This is a genomic window from Streptomyces sp. NPDC059851, from assembly GCF_042732005.1.
Taxonomy (GTDB): Bacteria; Actinomycetota; Actinomycetes; order Streptomycetales; family Streptomycetaceae; genus Streptomyces.
Window position 1 is genome coordinate 17,236 of sequence record NZ_JBHWJJ010000026.1, and the last position, 22,105, is coordinate 39,340.

19 protein-coding genes and 4 pseudogenes are annotated in these 22,105 nt (G+C 71.8%); 11 read left to right on the forward strand and 12 right to left on the reverse strand.

Annotated features, from left to right (window positions below):
• The first annotated feature begins 10 nt into the window (after positions 1-10).
• Positions 11-568, forward strand: a complete 558-nt coding sequence (tpg, locus tag ACFV7Q_RS12145) for a telomere-protecting terminal protein Tpg (RefSeq protein ID WP_385427169.1) — start codon at positions 11-13, stop codon at positions 566-568.
• On the opposite strand, the gene ACFV7Q_RS12150 is transcribed toward tpg, so the two are convergent.
• The gene (locus ACFV7Q_RS12150; protein WP_385427172.1) at positions 514-2,964 is read right to left on the reverse strand and encodes a UvrD-helicase domain-containing protein; all 2,451 of its coding nucleotides are present in this window, start codon (positions 2,962-2,964) and stop codon (positions 514-516) included. The genes tpg and ACFV7Q_RS12150 overlap by 55 nt on opposite strands.
• 991 nt (positions 2,965-3,955) lie before the next feature.
• On the opposite strand from ACFV7Q_RS12150, the gene ACFV7Q_RS12155 reads away from it, so the two are divergent.
• From ACFV7Q_RS12155 to ACFV7Q_RS12165, 3 genes are all read left to right on the forward strand, one after another.
• Entirely contained in the window at positions 3,956-5,056 is a 1,101-nt protein-coding gene (locus ACFV7Q_RS12155) for a bifunctional DNA primase/polymerase (RefSeq protein WP_385427173.1), read from the forward strand.
• A complete protein-coding gene (locus ACFV7Q_RS12160) occupies positions 5,053-6,705 on the forward strand; it encodes a phage/plasmid primase, P4 family (protein ID WP_385427176.1) in 1,653 nt (550 codons plus the stop codon). Before ACFV7Q_RS12155 ends, ACFV7Q_RS12160 begins: the two co-directional genes overlap by 4 nt.
• Before the next feature lie 225 nt (positions 6,706-6,930).
• A complete protein-coding gene (locus ACFV7Q_RS12165; RefSeq protein WP_385427179.1) occupies positions 6,931-7,308 on the forward strand; it encodes a DUF6009 family protein in 378 nt (125 codons plus the stop codon).
• 550 nt (positions 7,309-7,858) lie between these two features.
• Here ACFV7Q_RS12165 and ACFV7Q_RS12170 read toward each other — a convergent pair.
• Together ACFV7Q_RS12170 and ACFV7Q_RS12175 are read right to left on the reverse strand one after the other, a co-directional pair.
• Complete coding sequence (locus ACFV7Q_RS12170) at positions 7,859-8,869, reverse strand: ParB/RepB/Spo0J family partition protein (RefSeq protein ID WP_385427181.1); 1,011 nt, start codon at positions 8,867-8,869, stop codon at positions 7,859-7,861.
• On the reverse strand, positions 8,866-10,131 hold the full coding sequence (locus tag ACFV7Q_RS12175) for a ParA family protein (RefSeq protein WP_385427184.1): 1,266 nt from the start codon (positions 10,129-10,131) through the stop codon (positions 8,866-8,868). Before ACFV7Q_RS12175 ends, ACFV7Q_RS12170 begins: the two co-directional genes overlap by 4 nt.
• 302 nt (positions 10,132-10,433) lie before the next feature.
• Between ACFV7Q_RS12175 and ACFV7Q_RS12180 the strand changes: the two genes are divergently transcribed.
• Positions 10,434-11,690: a cation:proton antiporter gene (locus ACFV7Q_RS12180; protein ID WP_385427187.1), complete on the forward strand. Its 1,257-nt coding sequence runs from the start codon at positions 10,434-10,436 to the stop codon at positions 11,688-11,690.
• Between the two features lie 100 nt (positions 11,691-11,790).
• Here the strand turns inward: ACFV7Q_RS12180 and ACFV7Q_RS12185 are convergent, their stop codons facing one another.
• A complete protein-coding gene (locus ACFV7Q_RS12185; RefSeq protein WP_385427190.1) occupies positions 11,791-12,186 on the reverse strand; it encodes a hypothetical protein in 396 nt (131 codons plus the stop codon).
• A 41-nt stretch (positions 12,187-12,227) separates the two neighbouring features.
• Positions 12,228-12,680, reverse strand: a pseudogene (locus ACFV7Q_RS12190) (transposase); the annotation flags it as partial.
• Between the two features lie 436 nt (positions 12,681-13,116).
• Between ACFV7Q_RS12190 and ACFV7Q_RS12195 the strand changes: the two are divergent.
• Complete coding sequence (locus tag ACFV7Q_RS12195) at positions 13,117-13,662, forward strand: GNAT family N-acetyltransferase (RefSeq protein WP_385427193.1); 546 nt, start codon at positions 13,117-13,119, stop codon at positions 13,660-13,662.
• A 99-nt stretch (positions 13,663-13,761) separates the two neighbouring features.
• Positions 13,762-13,942, forward strand: a pseudogene (locus ACFV7Q_RS12200) (hypothetical protein); the annotation flags it as partial.
• Here ACFV7Q_RS12200 and ACFV7Q_RS12205 read toward each other — a convergent pair.
• The 4 genes and pseudogenes from ACFV7Q_RS12205 to ACFV7Q_RS12220 all read right to left on the reverse strand — a co-directional run.
• Positions 13,935-14,192 (reverse strand): annotated as a pseudogene (locus tag ACFV7Q_RS12205) (transposase); the annotation flags it as partial. The pseudogenes ACFV7Q_RS12200 and ACFV7Q_RS12205 sit on opposite strands and share 8 nt — an antisense overlap.
• A gap of 7 nt (positions 14,193-14,199) precedes the next feature.
• Positions 14,200-14,388 (reverse strand): annotated as a pseudogene (locus ACFV7Q_RS12210) (transposase); the annotation flags it as partial.
• A gap of 707 nt (positions 14,389-15,095) precedes the next feature.
• Positions 15,096-15,662 carry a DinB family protein gene (locus tag ACFV7Q_RS12215; protein ID WP_385427195.1) on the reverse strand — a complete coding sequence of 189 codons (567 nt, stop codon included), beginning with the start codon at positions 15,660-15,662 and terminating at the stop codon, positions 15,096-15,098.
• A 181-nt stretch (positions 15,663-15,843) separates the two neighbouring features.
• Positions 15,844-16,395 carry a flavoprotein gene (locus ACFV7Q_RS12220; RefSeq protein ID WP_385427198.1) on the reverse strand — a complete coding sequence of 184 codons (552 nt, stop codon included), beginning with the start codon at positions 16,393-16,395 and terminating at the stop codon, positions 15,844-15,846.
• 58 nt (positions 16,396-16,453) lie between these two features.
• On the opposite strand from ACFV7Q_RS12220, the gene ACFV7Q_RS12225 reads away from it, so the two are divergent.
• The 3 genes from ACFV7Q_RS12225 (at position 16,454) to ACFV7Q_RS12235 (ending at position 18,833) form a co-directional block, all read left to right on the forward strand.
• Positions 16,454-16,855, forward strand: a complete 402-nt coding sequence (locus ACFV7Q_RS12225; RefSeq protein WP_385427200.1) for an SgcJ/EcaC family oxidoreductase — start codon at positions 16,454-16,456, stop codon at positions 16,853-16,855.
• Positions 16,856-16,924: 69 nt separating this feature from the next.
• Positions 16,925-17,776 (forward strand): NmrA family NAD(P)-binding protein, encoded by an 852-nt coding sequence (locus ACFV7Q_RS12230; RefSeq protein ID WP_385427202.1) that lies wholly within the window; start codon positions 16,925-16,927, stop codon positions 17,774-17,776.
• Between the two features lie 31 nt (positions 17,777-17,807).
• On the forward strand, positions 17,808-18,833 hold the full coding sequence (locus ACFV7Q_RS12235) for an AraC family transcriptional regulator (protein WP_385427205.1): 1,026 nt from the start codon (positions 17,808-17,810) through the stop codon (positions 18,831-18,833).
• Positions 18,834-18,888: 55 nt separating this feature from the next.
• Here ACFV7Q_RS12235 and ACFV7Q_RS12240 read toward each other — a convergent pair whose 3' ends face one another.
• From ACFV7Q_RS12240 to ACFV7Q_RS12250, 3 genes are all read right to left on the reverse strand, one after another.
• The gene (locus ACFV7Q_RS12240) at positions 18,889-19,371 is read right to left on the reverse strand and encodes a GNAT family N-acetyltransferase (protein WP_385427208.1); all 483 of its coding nucleotides are present in this window, start codon (positions 19,369-19,371) and stop codon (positions 18,889-18,891) included.
• A 79-nt stretch (positions 19,372-19,450) separates the two neighbouring features.
• A complete protein-coding gene (locus tag ACFV7Q_RS12245) occupies positions 19,451-19,942 on the reverse strand; it encodes a DUF1772 domain-containing protein (RefSeq protein WP_385427211.1) in 492 nt (163 codons plus the stop codon).
• Positions 19,943-20,131: 189 nt separating this feature from the next.
• Positions 20,132-20,320 (reverse strand): hypothetical protein, encoded by a 189-nt coding sequence (locus ACFV7Q_RS12250; RefSeq protein ID WP_385427214.1) that lies wholly within the window; start codon positions 20,318-20,320, stop codon positions 20,132-20,134.
• A 195-nt stretch (positions 20,321-20,515) separates the two neighbouring features.
• Between ACFV7Q_RS12250 and ACFV7Q_RS12255 the strand changes: the two genes are divergently transcribed.
• On the forward strand, positions 20,516-21,982 hold the full coding sequence (locus ACFV7Q_RS12255; RefSeq protein ID WP_385427216.1) for an AMP-binding protein: 1,467 nt from the start codon (positions 20,516-20,518) through the stop codon (positions 21,980-21,982).
• Positions 21,983-22,105 lie beyond the last annotated feature (123 nt).

Consider the following 22,105-nt stretch of genomic DNA (forward strand, 5'->3'; position numbering starts at 1 on the left):
GGAGAACCCGATGGCCACGGTCGGGGAAGGACTTGAGGAAGCGCTGGAACGGGCGTTCACCCGCCCCGTCCCCAAGAGCGCCGGCGCCCGGATGCGCTACCTCGTCAAGCAGTACAAGGGCCGCACCGGGGACGTCGCCCGGCTGCTCGGCATCAGCCGGCGCACCGTCGAACGGTACGTGAAGGAGCAGATCAGGCGTCCCCGGCCGGAGCTCGCCGCCCGAATGGAGCGGGAGGTGAGGCGGCGGTGGCAGCCGCAGGTCCGGGCCCGGGCCAGGAAGGCCGCCGCCACCACCGGCGGCATCATGATCGACACGCGGGCCCGGTTCGGCTACACCGCCGCCCCCGGCACCACTGACGACGCCCGGCTGCGCCATCTCACCGTGGCGCTCCCGCCCGATTTCGCCGGGCGCCTCTTCGAGGCCCAGGAGGCCGGGGCCACCGAGCAGCGACTGCGGCAGATCGCCGCCGAGGGCCTGCAGGAGACGTACTTCAAGGACCACGGGCGCCGGGCTCAGGGCCTGCTCGTCGAGTACACCGACCTGGAGCACATCGAGTTCGAGCTGTAGGGCGCGACACGGGGCGGCGGAACCCGCCAGGTGCGGAGGTGGTGGCGGAGGCGGGAGCGTAACTCCGGGAGCCCGGCGGTGGCGCCGAGGCGCCGGAGGAAGTCCGCCGCCCCCCAGGTGATCATGCCGCCCTGGCGGGAGAGGTAGAGGCCCACCCGGTCGATGCCGAACCGGTCGTCGTAGTCCAGCAGGAGGTAGCCGGCGAGCTGGTACACCTCCTCACGGCCCAGGCGGCGCGGATCCTTGGTCGCCTTGCAGTCGAGCAGGCAGCCGCCCAGGACGAAGTCGCCGTCGGCCCCGCCGATGTCCTCACTGCCGGCGAAGACCGGGCCGCAGACCCGGGCGGCCGGCGGCAGGGCGCGGAACGGGGCGAAGGGACCGTACGCGAGCCGCATCTGCTGGTCGATGTCGTCCACGGCGTACTGCGGGACGGCCGCGGTCAGATCGTCCAGGCCGGTGTCGGGCGTGGCCGCGCCGAGCGGGCTGAAGCGGCGGACCTCCCCGGTGCGGGCGACGTCCTCGAAGAAGGCGGCGACGAAGCAGAGGCGGTTGAGGTCGGCGGAGGACCGGCCGCCGGCGTCGACGGCGGCCAGGAGCTCCACGCCCGCGGTGTGGAGGGCCTTGCGGGCCTCCGGCCCCGGTGCCCCGCGCAGCGGAACGTCGTCCCCGAGGAGCATGACGCCCGCGTCGACGGCGGGTCCGGGCCGCCCTCCGAGGTGCAGGCGGATCCGGTAGTCGATGGCGTGCCCGAGGGCCGTCCACTGGGGGTACCGCACGTCGATCGGCTGGACGGGGTGCGGGAGTCGGGCGAGGAACGCCTGGTAGTCGCGGACCAGGTGCTGGGTGTGCGGTAGGTGGGCGGCCATGAACCGGGAGACCGGTGAAGCGCCGTACTTCAGCTGCCCGGTCAGGCTCAGCTCGATCAGCGGCCGGCCGGCCACGGTGCCGTCGCCGCCCGTGGCCGCCGTCGTGGTCTCGTAGTCGTCGATCCAGGCGATGCCGTCCGGGTCCAACAGCTGGCGGGCGCGCGTGACCGCGACGTAGATCAGGCGTGCCTCCGCCTGGCTCAGCGGGCGCTGCAGGCCCTCGTCGTCGACCGAGGGCGCCATGAAGCCCTTGCCGATGCGTACGGAGGGCCACTCGCGGCCCTTGGCCTTGTGCGCGGTGGAGACGGTGACCTCGGCGGCCTCCTCGGGGGACAGCCCGTTCACCGCCTCGATGATCCGGTCCGGGCCGTAGGCGTCGACCAGGTGCACGATCGCCTTGAGGTCCTGTCCCGCCTTGTCCTGCTCCGCGTACTCCTGCACTTCGCCCCAGGAGGCGAACAGGAACAGTTCGGGGTGGCTGGTGCGCCGGCCGGCCTTCAGCTCCAGGGCCGCCGTGGCGATGCGCTGGAGGGCGCTGCCGCCGCCGGTCAGCGCCACCGGGACGCCGGCTTCGAGGCAGGACAGGACCTCGCCCATCGCGTCCGCGTTGCCGCGGCACAGAACGGCCTGCGCACGGGGCGCCCCACCGACGCGGGAGTCGTGGCCGTGGCCGGTCAGCCGCATGTCGGAGCCGGCGTGGGCGAGCCAGCGGTTGGCGACCTCCGCGATGGCGGGCCCGAACCGGAAGGACCGGGTGAGGTGCAGCTGTTCGGCCGGGAAGCCGGTCATCACGTCACGCGCGTTGCGCCAGCCGTAGATCTGCTGGGCCGGGTCGCCCACGCACACCCGCTGGGCGTCCTGCGACAGGAAGACCTGCTCCAGGACCGGGTTGGTGTCCTGGGCTTCGTCCAGCAGGACGAAATCGGCCCCCAGCTGCGGCTCGGTCAGCGCCCACAGCTTCATGTAGTGGTCATGCTCGAACCTCAGCCGGCCGTGACGGGAGCAGATGTCCTCCCACGCCCGGTGCGCGTACGGCAGCAGGGTGCGTGCCAGGTACTCCTGGCCGGCGTCGTCCAGGCCGTTGACCTGTTCCATGTGCCGGGCCGTGACCTGCCGGTCGCTGGTGTAGCAGAACGTGCGGACCATGCCCATGACCAGGCGTGCCTGGTGGGGGGCCTTGATCTGGCGGGAGTTGACGTGCAGGTCGCGGGTGATGCCGAGGAGGCGGGCCGTGTGGCGGGCCGGGATCCGCGCGGAGGCGTCCAAGCGGTCGCGGTAGAGGTGGCCGACGGCCCGGAAGGCCAGGGAATGAGCGGTGCGGCACTCCACGTTGCGGCCGAAGCGGGTGCGGGCGTCGTCCGCGATCGCCCGGTTGAAGGCGATGTACAGGCCCTTCCTGCCGGTGGCCGCGCCCATGAGGACGAGGGTGGACGTCTTGCCCGTCCCGGCACCTGCGACGAGCGCCAGGTCCCGGCCCCCGGCGAACACCTCACGGGCTGCCAGCTGCTCCTGCGTCGGCTCCACGACCATGGGTTCCTCTCCGGCTCCGGGACGCACGGCTTCCCGTTCGGTCCCTGCCCTGTCTCCGGGGGCGCGGATCGACCCCCCTCCCGCGGTACCCCCTCCCCCCGTCCCGGGGGACTGAAGCCCGGTGGGCACCCTTCAGTCCCTGTCCCTTCGGTCACTGAATAAACCTGCAGGTCAGCGGCTCGGGCAGGGACTGAGAGGGACTGAAGGGACTCAAATCTCTAGTTATGAGCTGCCCACGCTACTCCAGTAATACCTACTGATTACTTACGGGCGCGCATACACGCACGCACGTAAAGGCTGGAAATAGTGATTCTGAGTCCCTTCAGTCCCTCAGTCCCTGTATCCAGGGCTCTGACCTGCAGCTTTTCCCAGGGACTGAACGCACAGGGACTGAACGCACATCAGGCGGGTTCAGACCCTGGGCCGGTGGGCCCGGTTCCGGAACCGGCTCTGGGGGCTCGACGGGGTGCAGGGACTGAAAGGGACCGAGGGACCGGACGACCGAGAACCGAGGACGCAGGGACCGAAGACCCGAAGACCCGAAGACCCGGGGCCGGGCCACCGGGACCGTTTCGCTGCCGGAGGGACAGGGACCGGCGGTGGGCTGCTCCCTCCACGGGCGAGCGGGGCATGGACGGCGCGGCGGAGGGACGCACGGCGGAGAGCGGAGGGGGGGGTGCAGGTCCGTGGGAGCGGGGCGGTCGGGGGCGAGGGGTCGGGGCCGCCTGCGACACGCCCGAGGGTGCGCTGGCTCCGGAGAAGGGGCTTCTCCGGACAAACCGGTTGGAAAATGTCAGGGACTGAGGGACTGAAGGGACTGAACTTTCGATATTGCGGAGATTGCATCCCGGGGTGCGGCAGTCTCTGGGGTAGTCTCCGACATAGTGAATCTTCAGTCCCTCTGGTCCCTGAGGTGCAGGTCAACAGACTCCTCGGGAACCGGCTCCGGGACCGGAGCCGCAGCCGCTCACAATGCGTCAAGGAAGAGCCAGTGCCCGTCCATTCCGAGAACCTGCCACAGGGTGCACGTGGCAGGACGGCGCAGGACGTGGCGGCCTGGCTGGCGCTGCGGGGCTACCCGGTGCACCCGCTGGCACCAGGGACCAAAACGCCCGCCCCGAACTGCCCCGACTGCCGCGGCGGCCGGCACCTCCCGCAGGAATGCCCCTGCCACGCCCACGGCCGCTGGTGCCACGGCTTCCACGCGGCCACCACGGACGTGCCCACGGTGCTGCGCTGGTGGGAGAGCGAGCCCGGGTTCGGCGTCGGGGTCTCCTGCGGCCCGGCACGGCTCGTGGTCATCGACGTCGACGCCCACCCGGCCCCGCTGCCCGACCGTCAGCGGCTGCTGCCCGGAATCCCGGTCGACGACCGGGTGGACCTGACCGGGCTGGAGAGCGGATTCGACACCCTGGCGCTCCTGGCGGCGTACCGCTCGCGGCCCAACCCGTGCGACGACACCTCGACCCTGCGCGTCCGTACCCCCTCCGGGGGCATGCACGTCTGGTACCGGGCCCCCAAGGACGGTCCGCGCTTCCGGTCCTCCAGCGGATCGAGCCCCAAGGTCGCGCTCGCTTGGCAGGTCGACGTCCGTTCCGTCGGCGGCTACATCGTGGCGCCCACGACGCGTACGGCCACCGGTGTGTACGAGGCGCTGCCCGGCGCACGGCTCCCGGCGCCCCTGCCGCTGTGGCTGACGGCCGAACTCGCCCGCACCGGGCACCTGGTCGACACCACCCCCACAAAGCCCTCAGACGGCCCTGTGGCGGCGCGTCAGGACCTTCCAAAGGTTCAGGGTCTCCGAGGGCCCGGACGGGCCGGACAACGCGTCCTCGCCCCGCTCATCGACGAGGTGCGGGCCTGCGGAGCCAGCCCCGCCGGAACGGCCTTCAGCGAGAAGCTCAACCGGGCGGCCTTCACCGCGGGCGGGCTGGCCGCCGCGGGCCACTTCGAGCCCGAAGAGTGCCGCCGGCTGCTCCTCGACGCCGCGGACCACGCACGACCCCACCAGCCGCGCCGGAACCGCCACATCGTCGAAACGGGGCTGCGCGCCGGAAGCAACCGACCCATCCACCCCAAGGAACGCCCATGAGCAGCGCCGGAAGCACGGGGTTCAACGCCCAGGCCGCGGCGGAACAGCTCGCCGCGTTCACCACGGACTCCCCCGCCGGCCCCTCGGCCGGCCCCTCGGCCGACCCTTCGGCCAAGGGCGCCGCCGACGTCTCCGCCGACACCGCCGCCGGTACGCCCGCGGGCACCGCCAAGCGCGGCCGGCGCGGCGGCCGGCGCCTGCCCGCCCAGCAGAGCGCAGCCCCGGCAGCTGCCACCGCGGGCGACTTCATCTCCGCCGGCCTCCTGCGCAACCTCACCGACCGCGGCAACGCCAAGCTGTTCGCACACCTGCACCACGACCGGTTCCGCCACGTGGAGGGACTGGGCTGGTACGTGTGGGACGAGTACCGGTGGAAGCGCACCGGCGGTGAGAAGGCCGCGATCTGGGCCGCCGGCGAGATGGCGGAGGAGCTGCCCGGCCACGACCCGCACGGCGTCTTCACCGACCGGGAACTGGCCCAGCACCGCAAGCGCGCCATGTCCACCTCGGGCGTGAAGGCCATGCTCGCCCAGGCCAAGGCCTCGCCCGAGCTCGCCCTGGACCCGGACTCCCTGGACGGCGACAAGTACGCCCTGTGCACCCCGTCGGGCGTCGTGGACCTGCGCACCGGCGACCTGCACAAGCCCGACCCCACCCGGGACCTGCACTCCCGCGCCACCCACTTGGCCCCCGAGGCCATGCAGACCCCGAGGTTCCACGACTTCCTCCACCAGACCTTCGGGGACGACGACAAGGGCAAGGAGATGATCAACTTCCTTCATCTCCTGCTCGGCTACTCCATCACCGGTGACGTCGGCGGCCAGGTCCTGCCCTTCCTGTACGGCGTCGGCGCCAACGGCAAGTCGGCCCTCCTCGACGTCGTCATCAAGATCCTCGGCGACTACGCGGACGTGGCCCCGCCCGGCTTCCTCATGGAGCGCGGCAAGTTCAACGAGCACTCGACCGAGCTGACGGAGCTCCACGGGCGTCGCCTGTTCGTGTGCAGCGAGCTCAAGCCGCACGACAAGTTCGACGAGGCCCGCGTCAAGCTCCTCACCGGCGGCGACCGCCTCAAGGCGCGGCGCATGCGGCAGGACTTCTTCAGCTTCGAGCCGACCCACAAGCTGTGGCTGCTGGGCAACCACCGCCCGGAGGTCGGCACCGGCGGCCACGCCTTCTGGCGCCGGATCCGGCTGATCCCCTTCGAGCGGGTGGTCCCCGACCACCGCAAGATCGACAACCTGGCGGAGGCGCTCGTCCAGGAGGAAGGCCCGGGCATCCTCCACTGGATGATCCAGGGTGCCAAGGCCTACCTGGCGACCAAGCCGGCCCTGACCGGACCCAGCGTGGTCCGTACCGCCACCCAGGCCTACGCCACCACCGAGGACCACATCGGGCGGTTCCTAGCGGAATGCTGCACCACCGGGGCGGACCTGCCGGATTCTCGTGATCTGAAAGTGGAGCAGGGAGCCCTCTACCGGGCCTACAGTGCATGGTGCCTCGACGGCGAGGGCTTGCGGCCCGCCACCACCCGGGCGTTCGCCACGCGCATCCGTGCCGAGGTGGGCGTCGCCTCACCCAGTGAGATGCTCCGCTCGAACGGGCAGAAGTTCTACCCCGGTCTGGCCCTCTTGGCGGACGAGGAGTAGACACCGCACGACGCAAACCGGGCAAACGCGACGTGATCGGCCCACGTGTGCCACCTCCCCGGGGTGGGCACGCCTACGATGGACAAGGAAGATGAACAGACCCACCAGCCGACGGTGGCCCGCAGGGTCCCCCCGTCGCATATCGGCCTCGGCGCCGGCGCCGCTCGCGGCGTGGAGGACCCAGGGGCCCGGAAGGGCCGACGTGAACGAGGAAGGACCCAGGCCATGAGCTCGCTACTGACGGCAAGCGATCTCGCCCACGAGGACAAAGTGGTGTGGCTGGAAGACCCTGAAGAGCTCGATTACGTCCGCCAGGCCCTGGACAAGACCCCCCGACGCCGGGGGAAGCCGCGCTACCACCGCGACGGCCGCATGATCGGCTTCACCGAGCTCGGCGACACCGCGGAAGCGGACCCCGACAGCGGGCTCCAGAAGCGGCGGGTCTTCTACCTGCTGCCGCACGACCGGGACGCCGAGCCCGAGGGTCTCTACAAGGAAGGCGCGCCGGGCGAGGCCGTCGACCCGCGCACGATCGCGCCCAGGCAGGTCGGCAAGAAGACCGCACGGTCACAGCGTGGCCTGTCTGCGCCCACAGTTGCCTGATTCAGTCACTTCGGTCCCTTCAGTCACTTCAGACCCTTGGGTCCCTTTTGGGCTTGGGTCCCTGTTGGGTTCCTGTTGGGCTTCGGTCCCTGTTGGGCTTCGGTCCCTTTAGACCTTCGGTCTCTTTAGACCTTCGGTCCCTTCGGACCCTTGGGGTCCTTATCACCGCTCCTGTGCCGTGAGATGGGCGTGAGGTCTCCGTTTCGCTGGGGGGTCATGTCCGGCTGCCGTGGAGGCAGTGGCTGGAAAACATCTGAAGGTAATGACGAATTTCAGTCCCTTCAGTCCCTCCGGACCCTTCCCTTCCCCTTCCTCTCCCCCGGTGGCGGCCCGGGCGACCGTTAACGCCGTTAACGCCTCAGTCCCTCCCCCGGTCCCTCCCCCGGTCCCTCCCCCGGTCCCTCCCCCGGTCCCTGTCACGGATCCTGCCGGTGGCTATCGGTCGGCTGGAGTGGCTCCCGCGCCCCCTGTGTGAAACGTACGTGGGGGCGTTAACGGCGTTAATGCCGTCAGCGCCCCCGGCGTGGGTGCTGCCCCGTCCCCTCCCGTTTCAGATGCGGGTCATCAGGAGTTCCGTGACGGCCTTGAGGTCGTCCGGGGTGAGGTGGGCCGTCAGGGCGTCCGCGATCGTTTCCGGTGAGTCCGTGGCGATCATGATGCGGGGCGTGGCGGATACGGGTGCTGCAGGTGCTGCGGGTGCTGCGGGTGTGGGTGTTGCGGCCGTTGCGGGGGCCGTGCGGATCGTGGGTGTCGTGGTGGGTGTGGGTGTCGGTGTGGGGGGGACGGCGACGACAGGCCGGGCGGGTGCCGGCGCTGGCGGAGGTGTCGGGGTCGTGCGCTGACGGGGCGGCGCGGGGGTGTTCAGGGACTCCGTGGCCGCGGCCTCCTGCTGGTCCTGCGGGAGACGGCCGATGCGGCGGGCCGGCTCCACCTTGAGCTCGCCCGTGTCGACCTTCTCCTGGAGGGCCGGGGTCAGGTTCAGCAGGGTCAGCCGCTGGGAGACCCAGGCCGGGGTCTTGCCGAGGCGCTTGGCGACCTGGGCCTGGGAGCCGTGCACCTCCACGAGCTCCTGGAGGGCGCGGGCCTGGTCCATCGGGGCCACGTCGACGCGGTGCACGTTCGCGATGAGCGCCGATTCCAAGATGTCCGCGGCCGACGCGGCGAGGGCGTCGTTCACGTGGATGTGCAGGGTGCGCAGCCCCGCCAGGTGGGCGGCGGCCAGGCGGCGGTTGCCGTCGATGACCACGTAGGGGGCGCGGCCCAGGCCCTCCGTCTGTCCGGGGTGGGCCTCCATGAAGGCCATGCGGGTGGCGACCGCGAGGGGCTGGAGCTGACCCCGGGAGGCGAGGGACTGGGCCAGTTCGTCGAGCTCGGTCAGGTCCTCGCGGAGGTTGAACGGGTTGTGGGCGAGGGCTTCGATGGGCACCTCGGAGGGCGGGAGCACACCGGAGGTCGGGGCTCCGGTGGCCTCTGCGATGGCCGCCCGGCGGGAGCTGACGCTGACGGGCTGGGCGCGCGCGAAGGACGCCGAGACTCCGAGCTTGTCGGCCTTGCTGCTCATGAGATCTCCCGAGCCAGGGCGCGCAGGGCGACGGCCTGGTCGCCCTTGGGGGCGTAGACGAAGAGGGGCTGCTTCATGCGGACGGCCTCGCGCTGTTCCTTGAGGTCGGGTACGACGGCGACGACACGCGGATCCTTTATGTCCATCCAGGCCTGGAGCGAGGACGTCGCGATGAAGCCGCGCCGGCCGTCGTAGAGGTTGACGACGAGGCCGAGGTAATCGATGTCGAGGCTGAGGTCGTCGCGGAGGTCGTTGATCTGGGAGGTGAGGAGGTCGTACGCGTCGGCCGAGGAGTCCTCCGCCTGGACGACGATCAGCGCGCCGGAGGCGCCCTGCTGCTCGGTGTCGCGGCGCCGGCCGTAGTAGATGGCGGCGTCCATGCTCAGGCCCAGGCTCGGGGGGCAGTCGATGAGGATGACGTCGTAGTCGGACTCGATGGGGGCGAGGGCGCGTTCGAGGGATGCCTCGCGGGCGCGGACGGTGGAGAGGCGGACGTCGAGGAGGAAGGCGTCCGTGCAGGCGGGGAGGAGGTGCAGGCGGTCGCCGAAGCGGTCGTGCTCGATGGGGACGACGAGATCGGCGAGCGGGCCCTTCGCCTCGCCGGCCATGTGACAGGTGAGGCTGTCGCCGCCGATGGGGAGCGGGTGGTGGCCGAGCTGCTTGGTGAGGTGGCCCTGGGGGTCGAAGTCGACCAGCAGGACGCGCATGCCGAGGCCCGGGAGGTCCTCCAGGTCCAGGGGCGGGGTGGCCGAGTAGGGGTGGAGGGGTGCGTCCTCCTCGGGGGAAGAGCGGCGGGCCATTTGGCGGGCCACGCGCACGGGGTGGAGGGCGTCGGGGTTCTCGGCCAGCGCCTCGCCGGTGCCGGCGGTGACGGCGGTCTTGCCGACGCCGCCCTTCTGGTTGCACACGACGATGCGGCGGACGACCGAGGGGCGCTTGACGGTGGGGGCCGGGTTCATCTCCAGCCAGAGGCTGACGGCTTGGGCCAGTCCCTGGATGAGGGAGACGCCGCGGTCCTTGGCATCGGCGCGGAAGGACTCCCACTGCCCGGCGGGCAGCCAGGTGGAGAACGACTCGGCGCCCGAGGTGTCGACGGAGGAGGGGGCGGACGCGAGTGCGCTCCACTGGGCGATGCCCTGGTGGACGGCGTCCTGGATGTCCACCCGGAGTTGGGCCGTGCGGATTTTCAACTCCTGGCGGAGCCACGGGGGCAGCTTGGAGACGACCTTCTCGCGGTCGCTCTGGGAGGAAGGCGAAGTCATGAGAGGGACTTTACTAACGTTCTGGGGTGGATGTGGGCGCCACGCTTGGGTTTTGCTAACGGATTGGTATGGAGGTGTCGTCCGTAGGCCGGCCCGCCGGGTTCATTGCGGCGTTCGGGGGGCGTTAACGGCGTTAATGCCCCGGGGTCGTTGGCACCGACGCTGGTGCAGCTCGTGCCGTTCCCGTCGCTGCCGGCGCCTCCGTCGCACACGCCGGTGGGGCGTTAACGGCGTTAACGCGAACCCCTGGAAGTGTGGGGGCGTTCGTTGCGGCGTGGGGATGCGGGCGGAAGCCTGGAGCGGTGGGGGCGATACGTGATCCGCTCGAGGCCGTGCTCGTGGCCGTGCCCGTGGTCGTGCTGGCGTGCGGTGTCGCCGGTGCCGTGGTGCGCAGACTCGGGCAGCCGGCCGTGGTGGGGGAGATCCTGGTGGGGATCGTGCTCGGGCCTTCGCTGCTCGGGTGGCTCTGGCCGGAGGCGAGCCGGTGGCTGCTGCCGCAGGAGGTGCTCCCGTACCTGGGCGTGTTGGGGAACCTGGGGTTGCTGGTCTTCATGTTCCTGGTGGGGCTTGAGCTGGAGCCCGGCTTGCTGCGGGGGAGGGGGCGGGCCGTCGTGGCCGTCAGCCAGGCGAGCCTGTGGATGCCGCTGGGGCTGGGGGCCCTGCTGGCGCTCGCGATGTACGGGGCGTACGCGCCGGAGGGAGTGGGGCGGGCGGAGTTCGTGCTGTTCGTGGCCGTTGCGGTGAGCGTGACCGCGTTCCCGGTACTGGCGCGGATCCTGGAGGATCAAGGGCTGCACGGGACGCCGGTGGGCACGGTGGCGATGGCGTGTGCGGCGGTGGCCGATGTGGTGGCCTGGTGCCTGCTGGCGGTGGTGGTGGCCATGGCCGGTTCGACGGGGGAGGGGCGGACGGCGGGCAGTGGTTGGGGGGTTGTCGGTACGGCCGTGCTCGCCGGGGTGTTCCTGGCGGTGATGTGGTGGGGGGTGCGGCCGCTGCTCGCCCGGGCTGTGGAGCGGTGGGGCGGCCCGGGCTCGGGGCCCGGGGCGGTGGTGGGCTTGTGCAGCGGGCTGTGCCTGGCGGCGTACACCACGGAAGTGGTGGGGGTGCACGCGCTGTTCGGGGCGTTCGTCTTCGGGGCGGTGCTGCCACGGGCCGGGGTGGTCGAGGCGGCGGCGGAGCGAATGCGGGAGTTCGCGGTGCCGGTGCTGCTGCCGCTGTTCTTCGTGGGGAGCGGGCTCAGAACGGATCTGGGGCTGCTGGTGGGCGGCGGCGCGTGGTGGTGGGCGCTGGCGGTCCTGGCCGTGGCGGTCGCCGGGAAGTGGGGCGCGGGTGCCGGGGCGGCGCTGTGGGCGGGGCTGCCGGGGCGCGAAGCGGTGATGCTGGGTGCGCTGATGAACTGCCGGGGGGTGACCGAGCTGGTGGTGCTGAACGTGGGGCTCGGGCTGGGGGTCATCGGGGGAGAGCTGTTCACGATGCTCGTGCTGATGGCTTTGGTGACCACGGGGGTCACGGGGCCGGTGGTGCAGGCGTTTAGAAGGGCCGGTGGCGGCGGGCGTTAACGCCGTTAATGGTCCGGGACCGGCGAGCCGGCCGTCTGTTGCCTCCGCTCAGGTCCTGAGGCGGTTCGCGGAGCCGACGGACAGGCATTGAGAGATCAGCTCAATTGGTGAGGTGCCGTCGGATGAACGGCGCCGTGCCCAGGACAAGTGTGGCGAAGACGGTCAGTCGTTGAAGGCCGGGCTGAGCGACGAGATCGCTGTGCTGGATGCCGTAGACCGCATACCAGTTGGCGGCGAGATCGGTCGCCATGATCGCGCAGGCGAGGTCGGTTCCCCGGCGTTTACCCGTGATCAGGAACACGGCGGCGAGGGCGTCGAACAGCGCCAGCGACGACCAGTAGAGGTTGAGCCACCCCGGTGCCCAGTCGTACGGGTGCAGACCGTGGCTGAGGAGGTCGGTGATGTGCGCGGAAGCGCCGACGAAGAGCAGGACGGCGGCGATGACGCATACCGATAAGACCACCCAGCGCGGAGTGTGGCGCATCCATCCGATCACGCTGTGGATCGTCCCATCTGCGGACGCCGCCCGTCAGGCCGGATGCCGCGCGAGCGAAGCCATCGGCGCAGGTGGTCGTAGTCGTGTCCCTCGTCCGCGTGGAGCTTGGCGGGCCGTCGCCGACGGGGGACGCGGCGGAACCGGATCGGCGGAATGCTGCGCACCAGCGGCTCAAGCGCCTGGCTGTCGTGGAGGTCCACGCCGGACATACCGACGGAGATGGGCAGACCGGTTCGCTCGGTGACCGAATTGATCTTCGAGCCCTTCTCCCCCGGTCGACAGGATCGACCTGTCAGTTTCCCCCTTTCAGGGCCCACAGACCGGCGGCAGCTGCCGCCACGTGCAGCCTGTGGTAGCCACGAAGGTGATCGCGGCTCCAGCACTTCACGGTCCCCGTACCGGCGTCGGCCGCCGCCCTGCGGACGTGCCGGAGCGGGCGGGACCACCCCCTGGAACAGCTCCCACAACTCGTCCGGCACCAAGCGCTCGACCATCACCACACGGTGCAAACGGCGTTAGCGGTATGCGGGTACTCGTGGCCGTGTGGCCGTGTGGCCGTGTAACCGGTGTCCCATCATGACGTCTGCGTCCTGCCCTGGTCCGGCAACGAGCTGCCACGTCCGTGGCTCGGAAAGCCCTCCCAGCCTTGGTGGAGGCCGAGGACCACACGGGCGAGTTGCGCCAAGGACCACGGGCGGTGGCTCCGGGCGTGGGGGCCCGGCCGGCGGTGGGGCGTTAACGGCGTTAACGGCGTTAACGGTCCGGGGCCGGGCGGGCCGCTCCGTTAGGCACACGGCACCGGATCCTCATGCGCCCTGCCGGAGGTGTGTCTGCGGTGTGCGCTGCTCGGGGCGCCGATGCGTTAACGGCGTTAAGCCCTGCTACGCAATCCTCTTGCTGGCGGTAGTGCCCGCACACGATGCTCCTGGCATGGACCTCCCACAGCCGGTGATCGAACTGGACGACCTAACGCTGCGCCGCTTCAACGGCGAGGCGGACCTTCCGGAGTTCTTCCAGGTCCTTGAGGAGTCGCTGGAGCACCTGCGCCCGTGGATGCCCTGGGTCGCCGAGCACAGCCTGGCCAAGACCGCTGATTTCCTGACACGCCGCCCGGAGCTCTGGGCCAGCGGCGAGGTGTTCACGTACGCGATCGTGGCTGACGGGGTGATCGTCGGCGCCTGCATGCTGTTCCGGCGCGGGGACACCCCGGACAGCGGCCGTGAGATCGGCTACTGGCTGCACCCTGCCGCCACCGGCCGTGGCCTGGCCACTCGGGCCGCCCGCGCCCTGGTCGAACAGGCCTTCCGCCTCCCCGGCGTCGATTACGTCGAGGTCGTCCACGACCCGGCCAACCGCGCCAGCGCTGCCGTCCCAGCCCGCCTCGGATTCACCGAACACCTCCGCCGCCCTGCCGAACGCCTCGCCCCGGCGGGGACCGGCGAGGATCAGGTCTGGCGGCTGACCCGCAGCCATTGACGGCCACGGTCGGGGCTCCGGAGCGGTGTCGAGGGCCCTGTCCGCTTGGTCAAGGGAAACGGGGTGCGTTGGGTCGGACGGGGCTGGAAGTGCCAGTACCTGCGGGAGTTGCAGGGCCAGGATCGACTTGATGTGTTCTGCGGCTTCCTCCGCAAGATCGGGCGACGGCTGGGCAAGCCCGTCCTGATGGACCTGGATGGCGACTGATGGGCATCTGGTGCTCGGCTTCGACATCGAGGCCGATCGAGTCGTTCTCCTCGCAGACCCCCAGGTCAGATGACGGCGGCCGACGGCTGCGGTTCGTAGAAGGTTCCGTCACGGAGCATCGCGAATAGGACGTCGGCCCTACGTCTGGCGAGGCAGAGCAGAGCTTGGGTGTGGTGCTTGCCGTGGGCGACCTTCCTGGCGTAGTAGGCCAGGGACACTGAGCCCCGGGTCGCCGGGGCGAGTCCGGCGTAGGCGGCGAGGTCGCCTGCGGTTGGGTCGGTGCTGCCGTCGCCGACCTCGGTTGTCGTCGAACTCGACGATCGTCTCCAGTTCGGCGATCGTCTCGTCTTCACCGACGATCGCCCGCAGCGCGTGGGGCATCGCGCGGGCCGCGTCCGCGTTGACGAAGGCGTCTTTCGCGTCGGTCTTGGCCTCGCCGGGCTTGCTGTTCCGCTCGGCTGCGGTTCGCAGGGGCCGGGTCGAGGGGCCCGGCCGGGGATGGGCGTTAACGCCGTTAATGGTCTGCGGCCTCGGTGGTGGACGCTATGGGCTGACGGGCGTTAACGGCGTTAACGGTCTGTCCGCTGGGAGAGGGCCAGGACCGGGAGGGCGCGTGTCAGGTTCCGTGGTGCGTCGGTGGTGGGATGCGGAAAGCGTTAACGGCGTTACCGGTGCTGCTGTGGCAACCACGTGGAAGCAGCGTCCCGCATGGAGTGGCGGCGGTGGCGCCGGAGCGGGCGACAGCCATGGGGGATCGGGTGGCCGGCGGCCGTGCGTTAACGCCGTTAATGGGGCGCGGGCGACTCCGAACTACTCGGGGGTGACCTCGGGTGCCTTGCGCAGCCGGCAACACCCCTCGACTCCCGTCCCGCGAGCCCTTTGGGCTCGTACCGGGCCAGCAACTGCTGGCCCGGTACGACGGCACCAAGCCCCCGCTGCCGCAGCGAACGGGATAACCGGGCGGCCCGAAGCCCCGAAGCAGGGGCCGACGTACTCGAAGACCTCACCCTCCGGATGCCGCAGCACGGCGCGCTGGCCGTTCGGTGTCGGGTATCCCCACGGCGGAGTAGCTCGACCCCGGAGCGAAGCTGACCGTTGACACCGCGACGGTGTCGTCGTCATCCTCGGCGCCAGCGAGGGCGTCGCCGGCCGGCACCTGTCCGCCGGCGCGGCTGCGTGGGGGCGGTGTCCCGCGCCCGTTCGGTCGCCGTGGTGCGGGTCCCGTCTTACTGGCCCACTCTTCCGTCGACGCATTCGCGCAGCAGGTCGGCATGGCCGCAGTGGCGGGCGTACTCCTCGATCCTGTGCACCATCAGCTCTCGGACGGTGATGCCCTCCTTGCCCACGCGCTCGCCGAGGTCCGGGTGCGCGGCCAGGGCGGCGTCGGTGGCAGCCTGCTCGCGTTCCAGATCGCGGTACGCCCCGTCGACGACGGCCTGCTCGGGGACGGCCCCGTGGAAGTCCCCGTCGGGGTCGCCGTACAGCATCGGCAGGGGGTCGCCTTCGCGGATCCAGTTCTGCCAGTCCCGTTCCACCTCCGCGAGGTGCCGGAGCAGGCCGAGCAGCGACATCGTCGACGGGGGGACCGAGCGGCGGGCGAGCTGCTCCGGGTCCAGGCCCTCGCACTTCATCCGCAGGGTGATGCGGTAGTTCGCCAGGAAGTCCAGCAGGGTCGCGAGCTCGCCCTCCGGACTGTCCTCGTTGTTGCGGGGGTCGTCGTCCGGGTCGGCCCACATGTCGGGGTAGACGCTCGCCCGGCTCCAGCGGGAGGGTAGGTCACTCATGCCTCGCATGATCGTCTACGAGGGGGTGGGCCTGCTACTGAGTTCTTCGGCTCCGCCTCTACCGGGCCCCGCCCCCCACCGGGCCGTTCTCCTGAGGAGGTTCGCGTACGCGGCGTTAACGGCGTTAACGGTGGGGGCGGGGTGGCGGGGGCGGGGCGGGGTGGGCGTTAACGGCGTTAACGGTCGCCGTTCAGGGGGTGGGGGTGGCGTTGGCGTCCACCGTGTCCAGGGCCAGCTGCCACGGGAAGTGCGGCGGGGCGTCGACGCCGGCCGGGCCGGGGACGAAGCCGTTCTCGCCGAACAGGACCGTGACGCCGGCCCCGCGCAGGGTGGCCAGGGACTGGTCGAACTGCGGGTGGGCGGCGAGGGCGGCGTTGGTGCAGGGCATCGTGACGACCGGAGTTCCCTTGCCGACGGCCTCGGCGGCAACACCGATCGCGAACCGGTCGGTCAGCCCCAAGGCCCAGGAGTTGAGCGAGTTGAAAGTCGCCGGGGCGAAGAGCAGGGCGTCGGCGGCCGGCCAGACGTCGGGCTCGCCGGGAAGTTTGTACTGCCAGCGCACCGGGTGGCCGGTCAGGGCCGCCAGCCCGTCGAGGCTGTTGGAGATCCAATGGGCGGCCGTGGGGGTGAGGCCGAGGCAGACGTCCCAGCCGCGGGCCTGCGCATCCTCGATCACATGGGCCACGTCGAAGACGGGAGGGGCGGCGGAACAGAGCAGGTAGAGACTCTTGGTGCGGGTCATACCGACATGTGATCACATTCCTTGACCTCAACCCCACTTGAGGCGGCACGATGGCTGCATGAGCGAGCAGACGAAGGCCCTGGAGGCCGTTGCAGAGGTTGTTGCCGAGGTCCAGCGCACGCAGCGGGCCAAGGATCCCGAGGGGTTCCTCGCCCTGTTCCACCCCGACGCCCTGTGGACCACGGCGCACGGCAAGGTGCTGATCGGCCTTGACGCGATAGCGGAGTTCACCCGGGCCGTGCTGCCGACGGCCGAGTGGGACGGCGAGGTGACGTACGAGGTGGTGCACACGCAGTTCCTGCGCCCGGACGTGGTCGCCGTGAAGGTGCGACAGCTGTACCGGAGTACGGATGGGGCCGTCGAGAGCGAGGGCGCCCCGCTGTACGTGATGACGCGCGACGGGGAGGACGGGCCCTGGCTGCTGACGGCCTGCCAGAACACGGGCGTCAAGGCCGGGTAAGACGCTCGCGTATGCGGGTGAGGGTCTCGGCCATGGCCCGTCTCGGGCTCTGCGGGCTTGACTTGGGGCATGGCCGAGAGCGAGAAGAACATGCAGAGCAGTGCGCAGGGTGGGTCCGATGTGCTGGTGATCGGAGGACGGGGGAAGACCGGGCGTCGGGTGGTCGAGAGGCTCACGGCACAGGGTCGGGCCGTGCGGGTCGGGTCGCGGGCCGGGGATCCGGCCTTCGACTGGAACGACCCTGAGGGGTGGGCCCGTGTGCTGGAGGGGGTGGAGCGGGTGTACGTGACGTACTACCCCGACCTCGGGTTCCCCGGCGCGGACGGGAAGGTCGGCGCGTTCGCGAAGGAGGCCGTGGCCGCCGGCGTGCGGCGTCTGGTGCTGCTGTCCGGCCGGGGCGAGGAGGGCGCCCGGCGGGGCGAGGAACGCCTGAAGGAATCCGGAGCGGACTGGACCGTCGTACGTGCCGGCTGGTTCGCCCAGAACTTCGACGAGGGGATCTTCGTGGACGACGTGCGCGGCGGAACCATCGCCCTGCCGACCGGGGACGCCGTCGAGCCGTTCGTCGACGCGGACGACATCGCCGACGTGGTCGTCGCCGCGCTGACCGATGACCGGCACGTCGGCCGGACGTACGAGCTGACCGGGCCGCGGCTGATGGGCTTCGCCGAGGTCGCGGCCGAGCTGTCGAAGGCCACCGGCCGGGAGATCGCGTACGTGCCCGTCTCCGACGAGGCCTACCGAGCGGCGCTGCGGGAGCTGCCGGACGTGCCGGAGGAGTTCGCGGACCTGTTCGAGATGCTTCGGGACGGGCGCAACGCGCACACGGAGGACGGGGTGCGGGAGGTGCTCGGCCGGGAGCCGCGGGACTTCTCCGCGTACGCGCGGGACGCGGCGGCGACCGGTGTGTGGGACGTGTGACGGCTGCGGTCGCGCGGGGCACGATGAGGGCGTGGACATGATGACGGGGCTCCTCGAAGGGCCGAAGGCCCGCGGGGCGCTCCTGCTCAAATCGGTCTTCAACCCGCCGTGGGCGGTGCGGATCGAGGACCGCGCTCCGCTGTCCGTGCTCACCCTGGTCCGCGGGTCGGGCTGGCTGCTCCCCGACGGGCGTGCGCCGGTGCCGATCGGACCGGGGGACGTGGCCGTCGTACGCGGGCCACGTCCGTACACGCTCGCGGACGCGCCCGGGACACCGGTGCAGGTCACGGTGGACGCGGACCAGCGGTGCAGCACGCCCGACGGCGAGGACCTCGGTAGCGCCCTGGACCTGGACCTGCGTACCTGGGGCGCCCCGGTCCCGGACGAGAAGGCCGCGGTCATGCTGAGCGGCACGTACCTGGAGCCGAGCGAGGTCGGGCGGCGGCTGCTGGGTGCGCTGCCGGCCGTCCTGATCCGGCCGGCAGCGGCGGCGGACACCACCCTGATCGGCCTGTTGGCCTCCGAGATCAACCGGGACGAGCCGGGTCAGGAGCTCGTCCTCGATCGGCTGCTTGACCTGCTGCTGATCGGGGTGTTGCGCACCTGGCTCGCCGATCCGGAGTCGGGGGCGCCGGGCTGGTACCGGGCGCAGACCGATCCGGTGGTGGGCCCGGCGGTGCGGCTGCTGCACGAGAACCCGGCCCACGGCTGGACGGTGGCGGAGCTCGCGCAGAAGACCGGGGTGTCCCGGGCGTCGCTGGCCCGGCGGTTCACCGAGCTCGTGGGGGAGCCGCCGATGGCCTACCTGACGGGGTGGCGGCTGGCCCTGGCGGCCGATCTGCTGCGCGAGCCGGACGCCACGGTCGCGTCGGTGGCCCGGCGGGTGGGGTACGGGTCGGCGTTCGCGCTGTCGGCGGCGTTCAAGCGGGTGCGGGGGGTCAGCCCGCAGGAGTTCCGGGCCGCCGCCTCCGCGCCCGTGGGTACCGCCTCCGTGCCCGTGGGTACCGCCTCCGCGCCCGTGGGTACCGCCTCCGTGCCCGCGGCCTCCGCCGGATGAGGTGAGGGGTCGGGGCGGCGGGTCCGGGTGGATCCTCGGGCTCGGTCCTGTGGGGTCAGGGGCTCGGCGGCAGGTCCCGTACGCCCACGGTCTGGCCGCCGCTGGTTTCGCCGGTCAGGCGGAAGCCGAGGGTCCGGTAGAACGGCTCGGGGGTGCCCGGGCCGGGCTCCCAGGTGACGAACATGCGGGACGCCCCGCGGCGGCGCAGCTCGTCCGTGACGGCCTCGACGGCGAACCGGCCGTAGCCCTTGCCCTGGTGGGCGGCATCGACGTTCAGGCGCCAGATGCCGGAGCGGATGTCGGAGGGGTCGCGTTCGGGGTCCCAGGCTATGTCGACGAAGGCCATGACGAAGCCGACGACCGTGTCGCCGTCGACGACGGCGCGGGGCCAGGCGGCCCGCCCGTGGACGTAGGCCTCGGCGAGGGACTTGACCACGGGGGAGACGAGGTGCTCCTGGTCGGGCCGTACCCGGACCGCACAGACGGCGTCGAAGTTGGCGGCGGTGACCGGTTCCAGGCGCAGGGCGGAGGTGCTCATGATCGCAGCCTACCGAGGTGGGCGGCCGGGACCACGACGCTTCGCCGCGGTGGGCGACCCGGCCCGGTCCGACTTCCCGTCAGGTCAGGGACAGGGCCCAGGCGAGGCACCCCAGGGCCACCGTGCACAGCAGGGTGCGCCAGCGGTTGGCGGTGACCCACCGCGACTCGAAGGCGCGGCGGACGGCCGCCGGGTCGGCGATCCGGTCGAACGGCCCGGCCTGTTCCAGGGCGTTGTTCAGCGGGATGTTGACGCGGGCGGTGACACCGAGGGAGAAGGCGTACACGACGAGGGCGGCCGTCAGCGGGAGGCCCGCCCCGGACCACCCGCCGCCGTCGGCGAGGTGCAGGGTCAGGGCGAGGCCGGTGAACAGGAGGGCACCGAGGAACACGAGCAGGAACAGGCCGTTGATGATGGCCGTGTTGACGCGCTGCATCACCTGGATCAAGGTCCGGTCGTCCGAGCGTTTCAGGGCGGGCATGACCGAGACGTCGAAGGCGAAGAACAGTCCCGCCATCAGGCCCGTAGTGACGGTCGCGGCGATGAGCGAGGCGAGTCTTGCGGATTCCACGTTCGCTTCCCCCTGCTGGTGGTCGAATCGTCGGCAGCCGATGCCAGCCGATCGTTTCACGTCACCCCGGGCCTGCGGCCGGCTTTTCGGCGAGCCGCGCGCGTCCGGTGAGATGGCGTCGCTCCGGGCGGTCGGGGCTTCCGGTCGCCGTGTGGTCCGCGGGCCCGCGGGGAAGGTCGGGCAGGTCGGTCACAGGTCCGCCGCTGCCTCGTGCAGGACCGGCCGCAGCTCCACCGGCTCCACGTCGGCGATCGCCTCGGGCCAGGCTCCGGCGGGGGAGGAGTCCCACTTGACCCGGGTGCCGTAGATCATCGCGATGTACTTCCTGTCCGGGTGTCCCTCCCGTCGTGCGCGCTCCTTCGGCACGCTCTCACCCATCGGTCGGAGCCGGCCGCGGGGCCGCGGCATCCGGCGGCGGGTCTTCTCGACCTTCCTCTGCGGGCCGCGGTGCCGGCCCTGCCGTGATCAACACGTGGCCGGGAGCCGTCCGCGGTCACCCCCGGGCGCCTTAGCCTGGGCTCCTGGACCCGCTGCCGGGTGAGGGTGATGTGACGTGATCGCAGGAGGCTGGGCGTGCTGACCGCGCTGGACGGGGTGTACGGGGACCGCAGGGACGCGATCGCCGTCGCGGGGCGGACCGCCTCGTACGAGGAACTGCTCGGCGCGGCCCGGGCGGTGGCCGCCGACGTGGCCGGGGCGCCGGCGTTCGCGGTGACGGCGACGGCGTCGCTGGAGACGGTCGCCGCGGTGGTCGGCGGACTGCTGGCCGGGGTGGCGTTCGTGCCGCTGCCGCCGGATGCGGGGCCCGCGGAGCGGGAGCACATCCTGCGGGACTCCGGGGCGGTGCTCCTCGACGTGGACTTCGGCCGGCGTTCGTCGGGGTCGTCCGGGGCGTCCGGGGCGTCCGGGGCGTCGGGGGCGTCGGGGGCGTCGGGGGCGTCGGGGGCGTCGGGGGCGTCGGGGGCGTCGGGGGCGTCGGGCCCGGCTGGGTCCGGGGGCTTCGGCGGCGGGCCCGGGGATCCGGCCCTCGTGCTGTACACCTCCGGGACCACGGGCGCGCCGAAGGGGGTCGTCCTGACCGGCGGGGCGATCGCCGCCGACCTGGACGCCCTCGCCGCGGCCTGGCAGTGGAGCGCGGAGGACACCCTCGTGCACGGGCTGCCGCTGTTCCACGTGCACGGGCTGGTGCTCGGCGTCCTCGGGGCCCTGCGCACCGGCAGCCGCCTCGTGCACACCGGACGGCCGACGCCCGAGGCGTACGCGGCTGCGGGCGGGAGCCTGTACTTCGGGGTGCCGACGGTGTGGTCCCGTATCGCCGCCGAGCCGCAGGCGGCGGGCGCGCTGTCCGGGGCGCGGCTGCTGGTGTCGGGCAGCGCGGCCCTGCCCGCGCCGGTCTTCCGGGACCTGGAGCGGCTGACCGGGCTGCGGCCCGTGGAACGCTACGGGATGACGGAGACGCTGATCACGGTGAGCGGGCGGGCGGGCGGCGAGGTGCGGCCCGGGACGGTCGGCACACCGCTGCCGGGCATCCGCACCCGTATCGCGGCCGAGCCGGGCGCGGAGATCGGGGAACTCCAGCTGACCGGGCCGACGCTGTTCCAGGGGTACTTGGGGCGGCCGGAGGCCACGGCGGCGGCGTACACGGAGGACGGCTGGTTCCGTACGGGCGACATCGCGGCCGTCGACGAGGAGGACGGGGTGCACCGGATCGTGGGGCGGGCCTCCATCGACATGATCAAGTCGGGGGGTTACCGGATCGGCGCAGGGGAGATCGAGAACGCGCTGCTGGACCACCCGCGGGTGCGCGAGGCGGCGGTGGTTGGGGTCCCGGACGCGGACCTGGGCCAGCGGATCGTCGCGTTCGTCGTCGCGGAGGGGGTGACGGGGGTCGAGCTGACGGACTTCGTGGCCGCGCACCTGTCGGTGCACAAGCGGCCCCGCGAGGTGCGGTTCGTCGCATCGCTGCCCCGCAACGCCATGGGGAAGCCGCAGAAGAAGCTGCTGCTGGCGGGGGAGACGGGGGAGGGCCCGGCGGGCTGAGTTCCCGGCCCGCCCCGCGACGGGCCGCCGGGACCGGGCGCGGACGCACCCCGGCGGAGTATCCACCGGGGTGCGTCCGGGCGCCCGCGGCCCGTCGCCCGCGGCCCATCTCCCATCTCCCGT

What these genes read in the sequence shown, in the direction of transcription:
- tpg (WP_385427169.1), top strand. Translation starts at nt 11, where the DNA reads ATGGCCACGGTCGGGGAAGGACTTGAGGAAGCGCTGGAACGGGCGTTC.
- ACFV7Q_RS12150 (WP_385427172.1), bottom strand. Translation starts at nt 2,964, where the DNA reads ATGGTCGTGGAGCCGACGCAGGAGCAGCTGGCAGCCCGTGAGGTGTTC.
- ACFV7Q_RS12160 (WP_385427176.1), top strand. Translation starts at nt 5,053, where the DNA reads ATGAGCAGCGCCGGAAGCACGGGGTTCAACGCCCAGGCCGCGGCGGAA.
- ACFV7Q_RS12165 (WP_385427179.1), top strand. Translation starts at nt 6,931, where the DNA reads ATGAGCTCGCTACTGACGGCAAGCGATCTCGCCCACGAGGACAAAGTG.
- ACFV7Q_RS12170 (WP_385427181.1), bottom strand. Translation starts at nt 8,869, where the DNA reads ATGAGCAGCAAGGCCGACAAGCTCGGAGTCTCGGCGTCCTTCGCGCGC.
- ACFV7Q_RS12175 (WP_385427184.1), bottom strand. Translation starts at nt 10,131, where the DNA reads ATGACTTCGCCTTCCTCCCAGAGCGACCGCGAGAAGGTCGTCTCCAAG.
- ACFV7Q_RS12195 (WP_385427193.1), top strand. Translation starts at nt 13,117, where the DNA reads ATGGACCTCCCACAGCCGGTGATCGAACTGGACGACCTAACGCTGCGC.
- ACFV7Q_RS12215 (WP_385427195.1), bottom strand. Translation starts at nt 15,662, where the DNA reads ATGCGAGGCATGAGTGACCTACCCTCCCGCTGGAGCCGGGCGAGCGTC.
- ACFV7Q_RS12220 (WP_385427198.1), bottom strand. Translation starts at nt 16,395, where the DNA reads ATGACCCGCACCAAGAGTCTCTACCTGCTCTGTTCCGCCGCCCCTCCC.
- ACFV7Q_RS12225 (WP_385427200.1), top strand. Translation starts at nt 16,454, where the DNA reads ATGAGCGAGCAGACGAAGGCCCTGGAGGCCGTTGCAGAGGTTGTTGCC.
- ACFV7Q_RS12230 (WP_385427202.1), top strand. Translation starts at nt 16,925, where the DNA reads ATGGCCGAGAGCGAGAAGAACATGCAGAGCAGTGCGCAGGGTGGGTCC.
- ACFV7Q_RS12240 (WP_385427208.1), bottom strand. Translation starts at nt 19,371, where the DNA reads ATGAGCACCTCCGCCCTGCGCCTGGAACCGGTCACCGCCGCCAACTTC.
- ACFV7Q_RS12250 (WP_385427214.1), bottom strand. Translation starts at nt 20,320, where the DNA reads ATGGGTGAGAGCGTGCCGAAGGAGCGCGCACGACGGGAGGGACACCCG.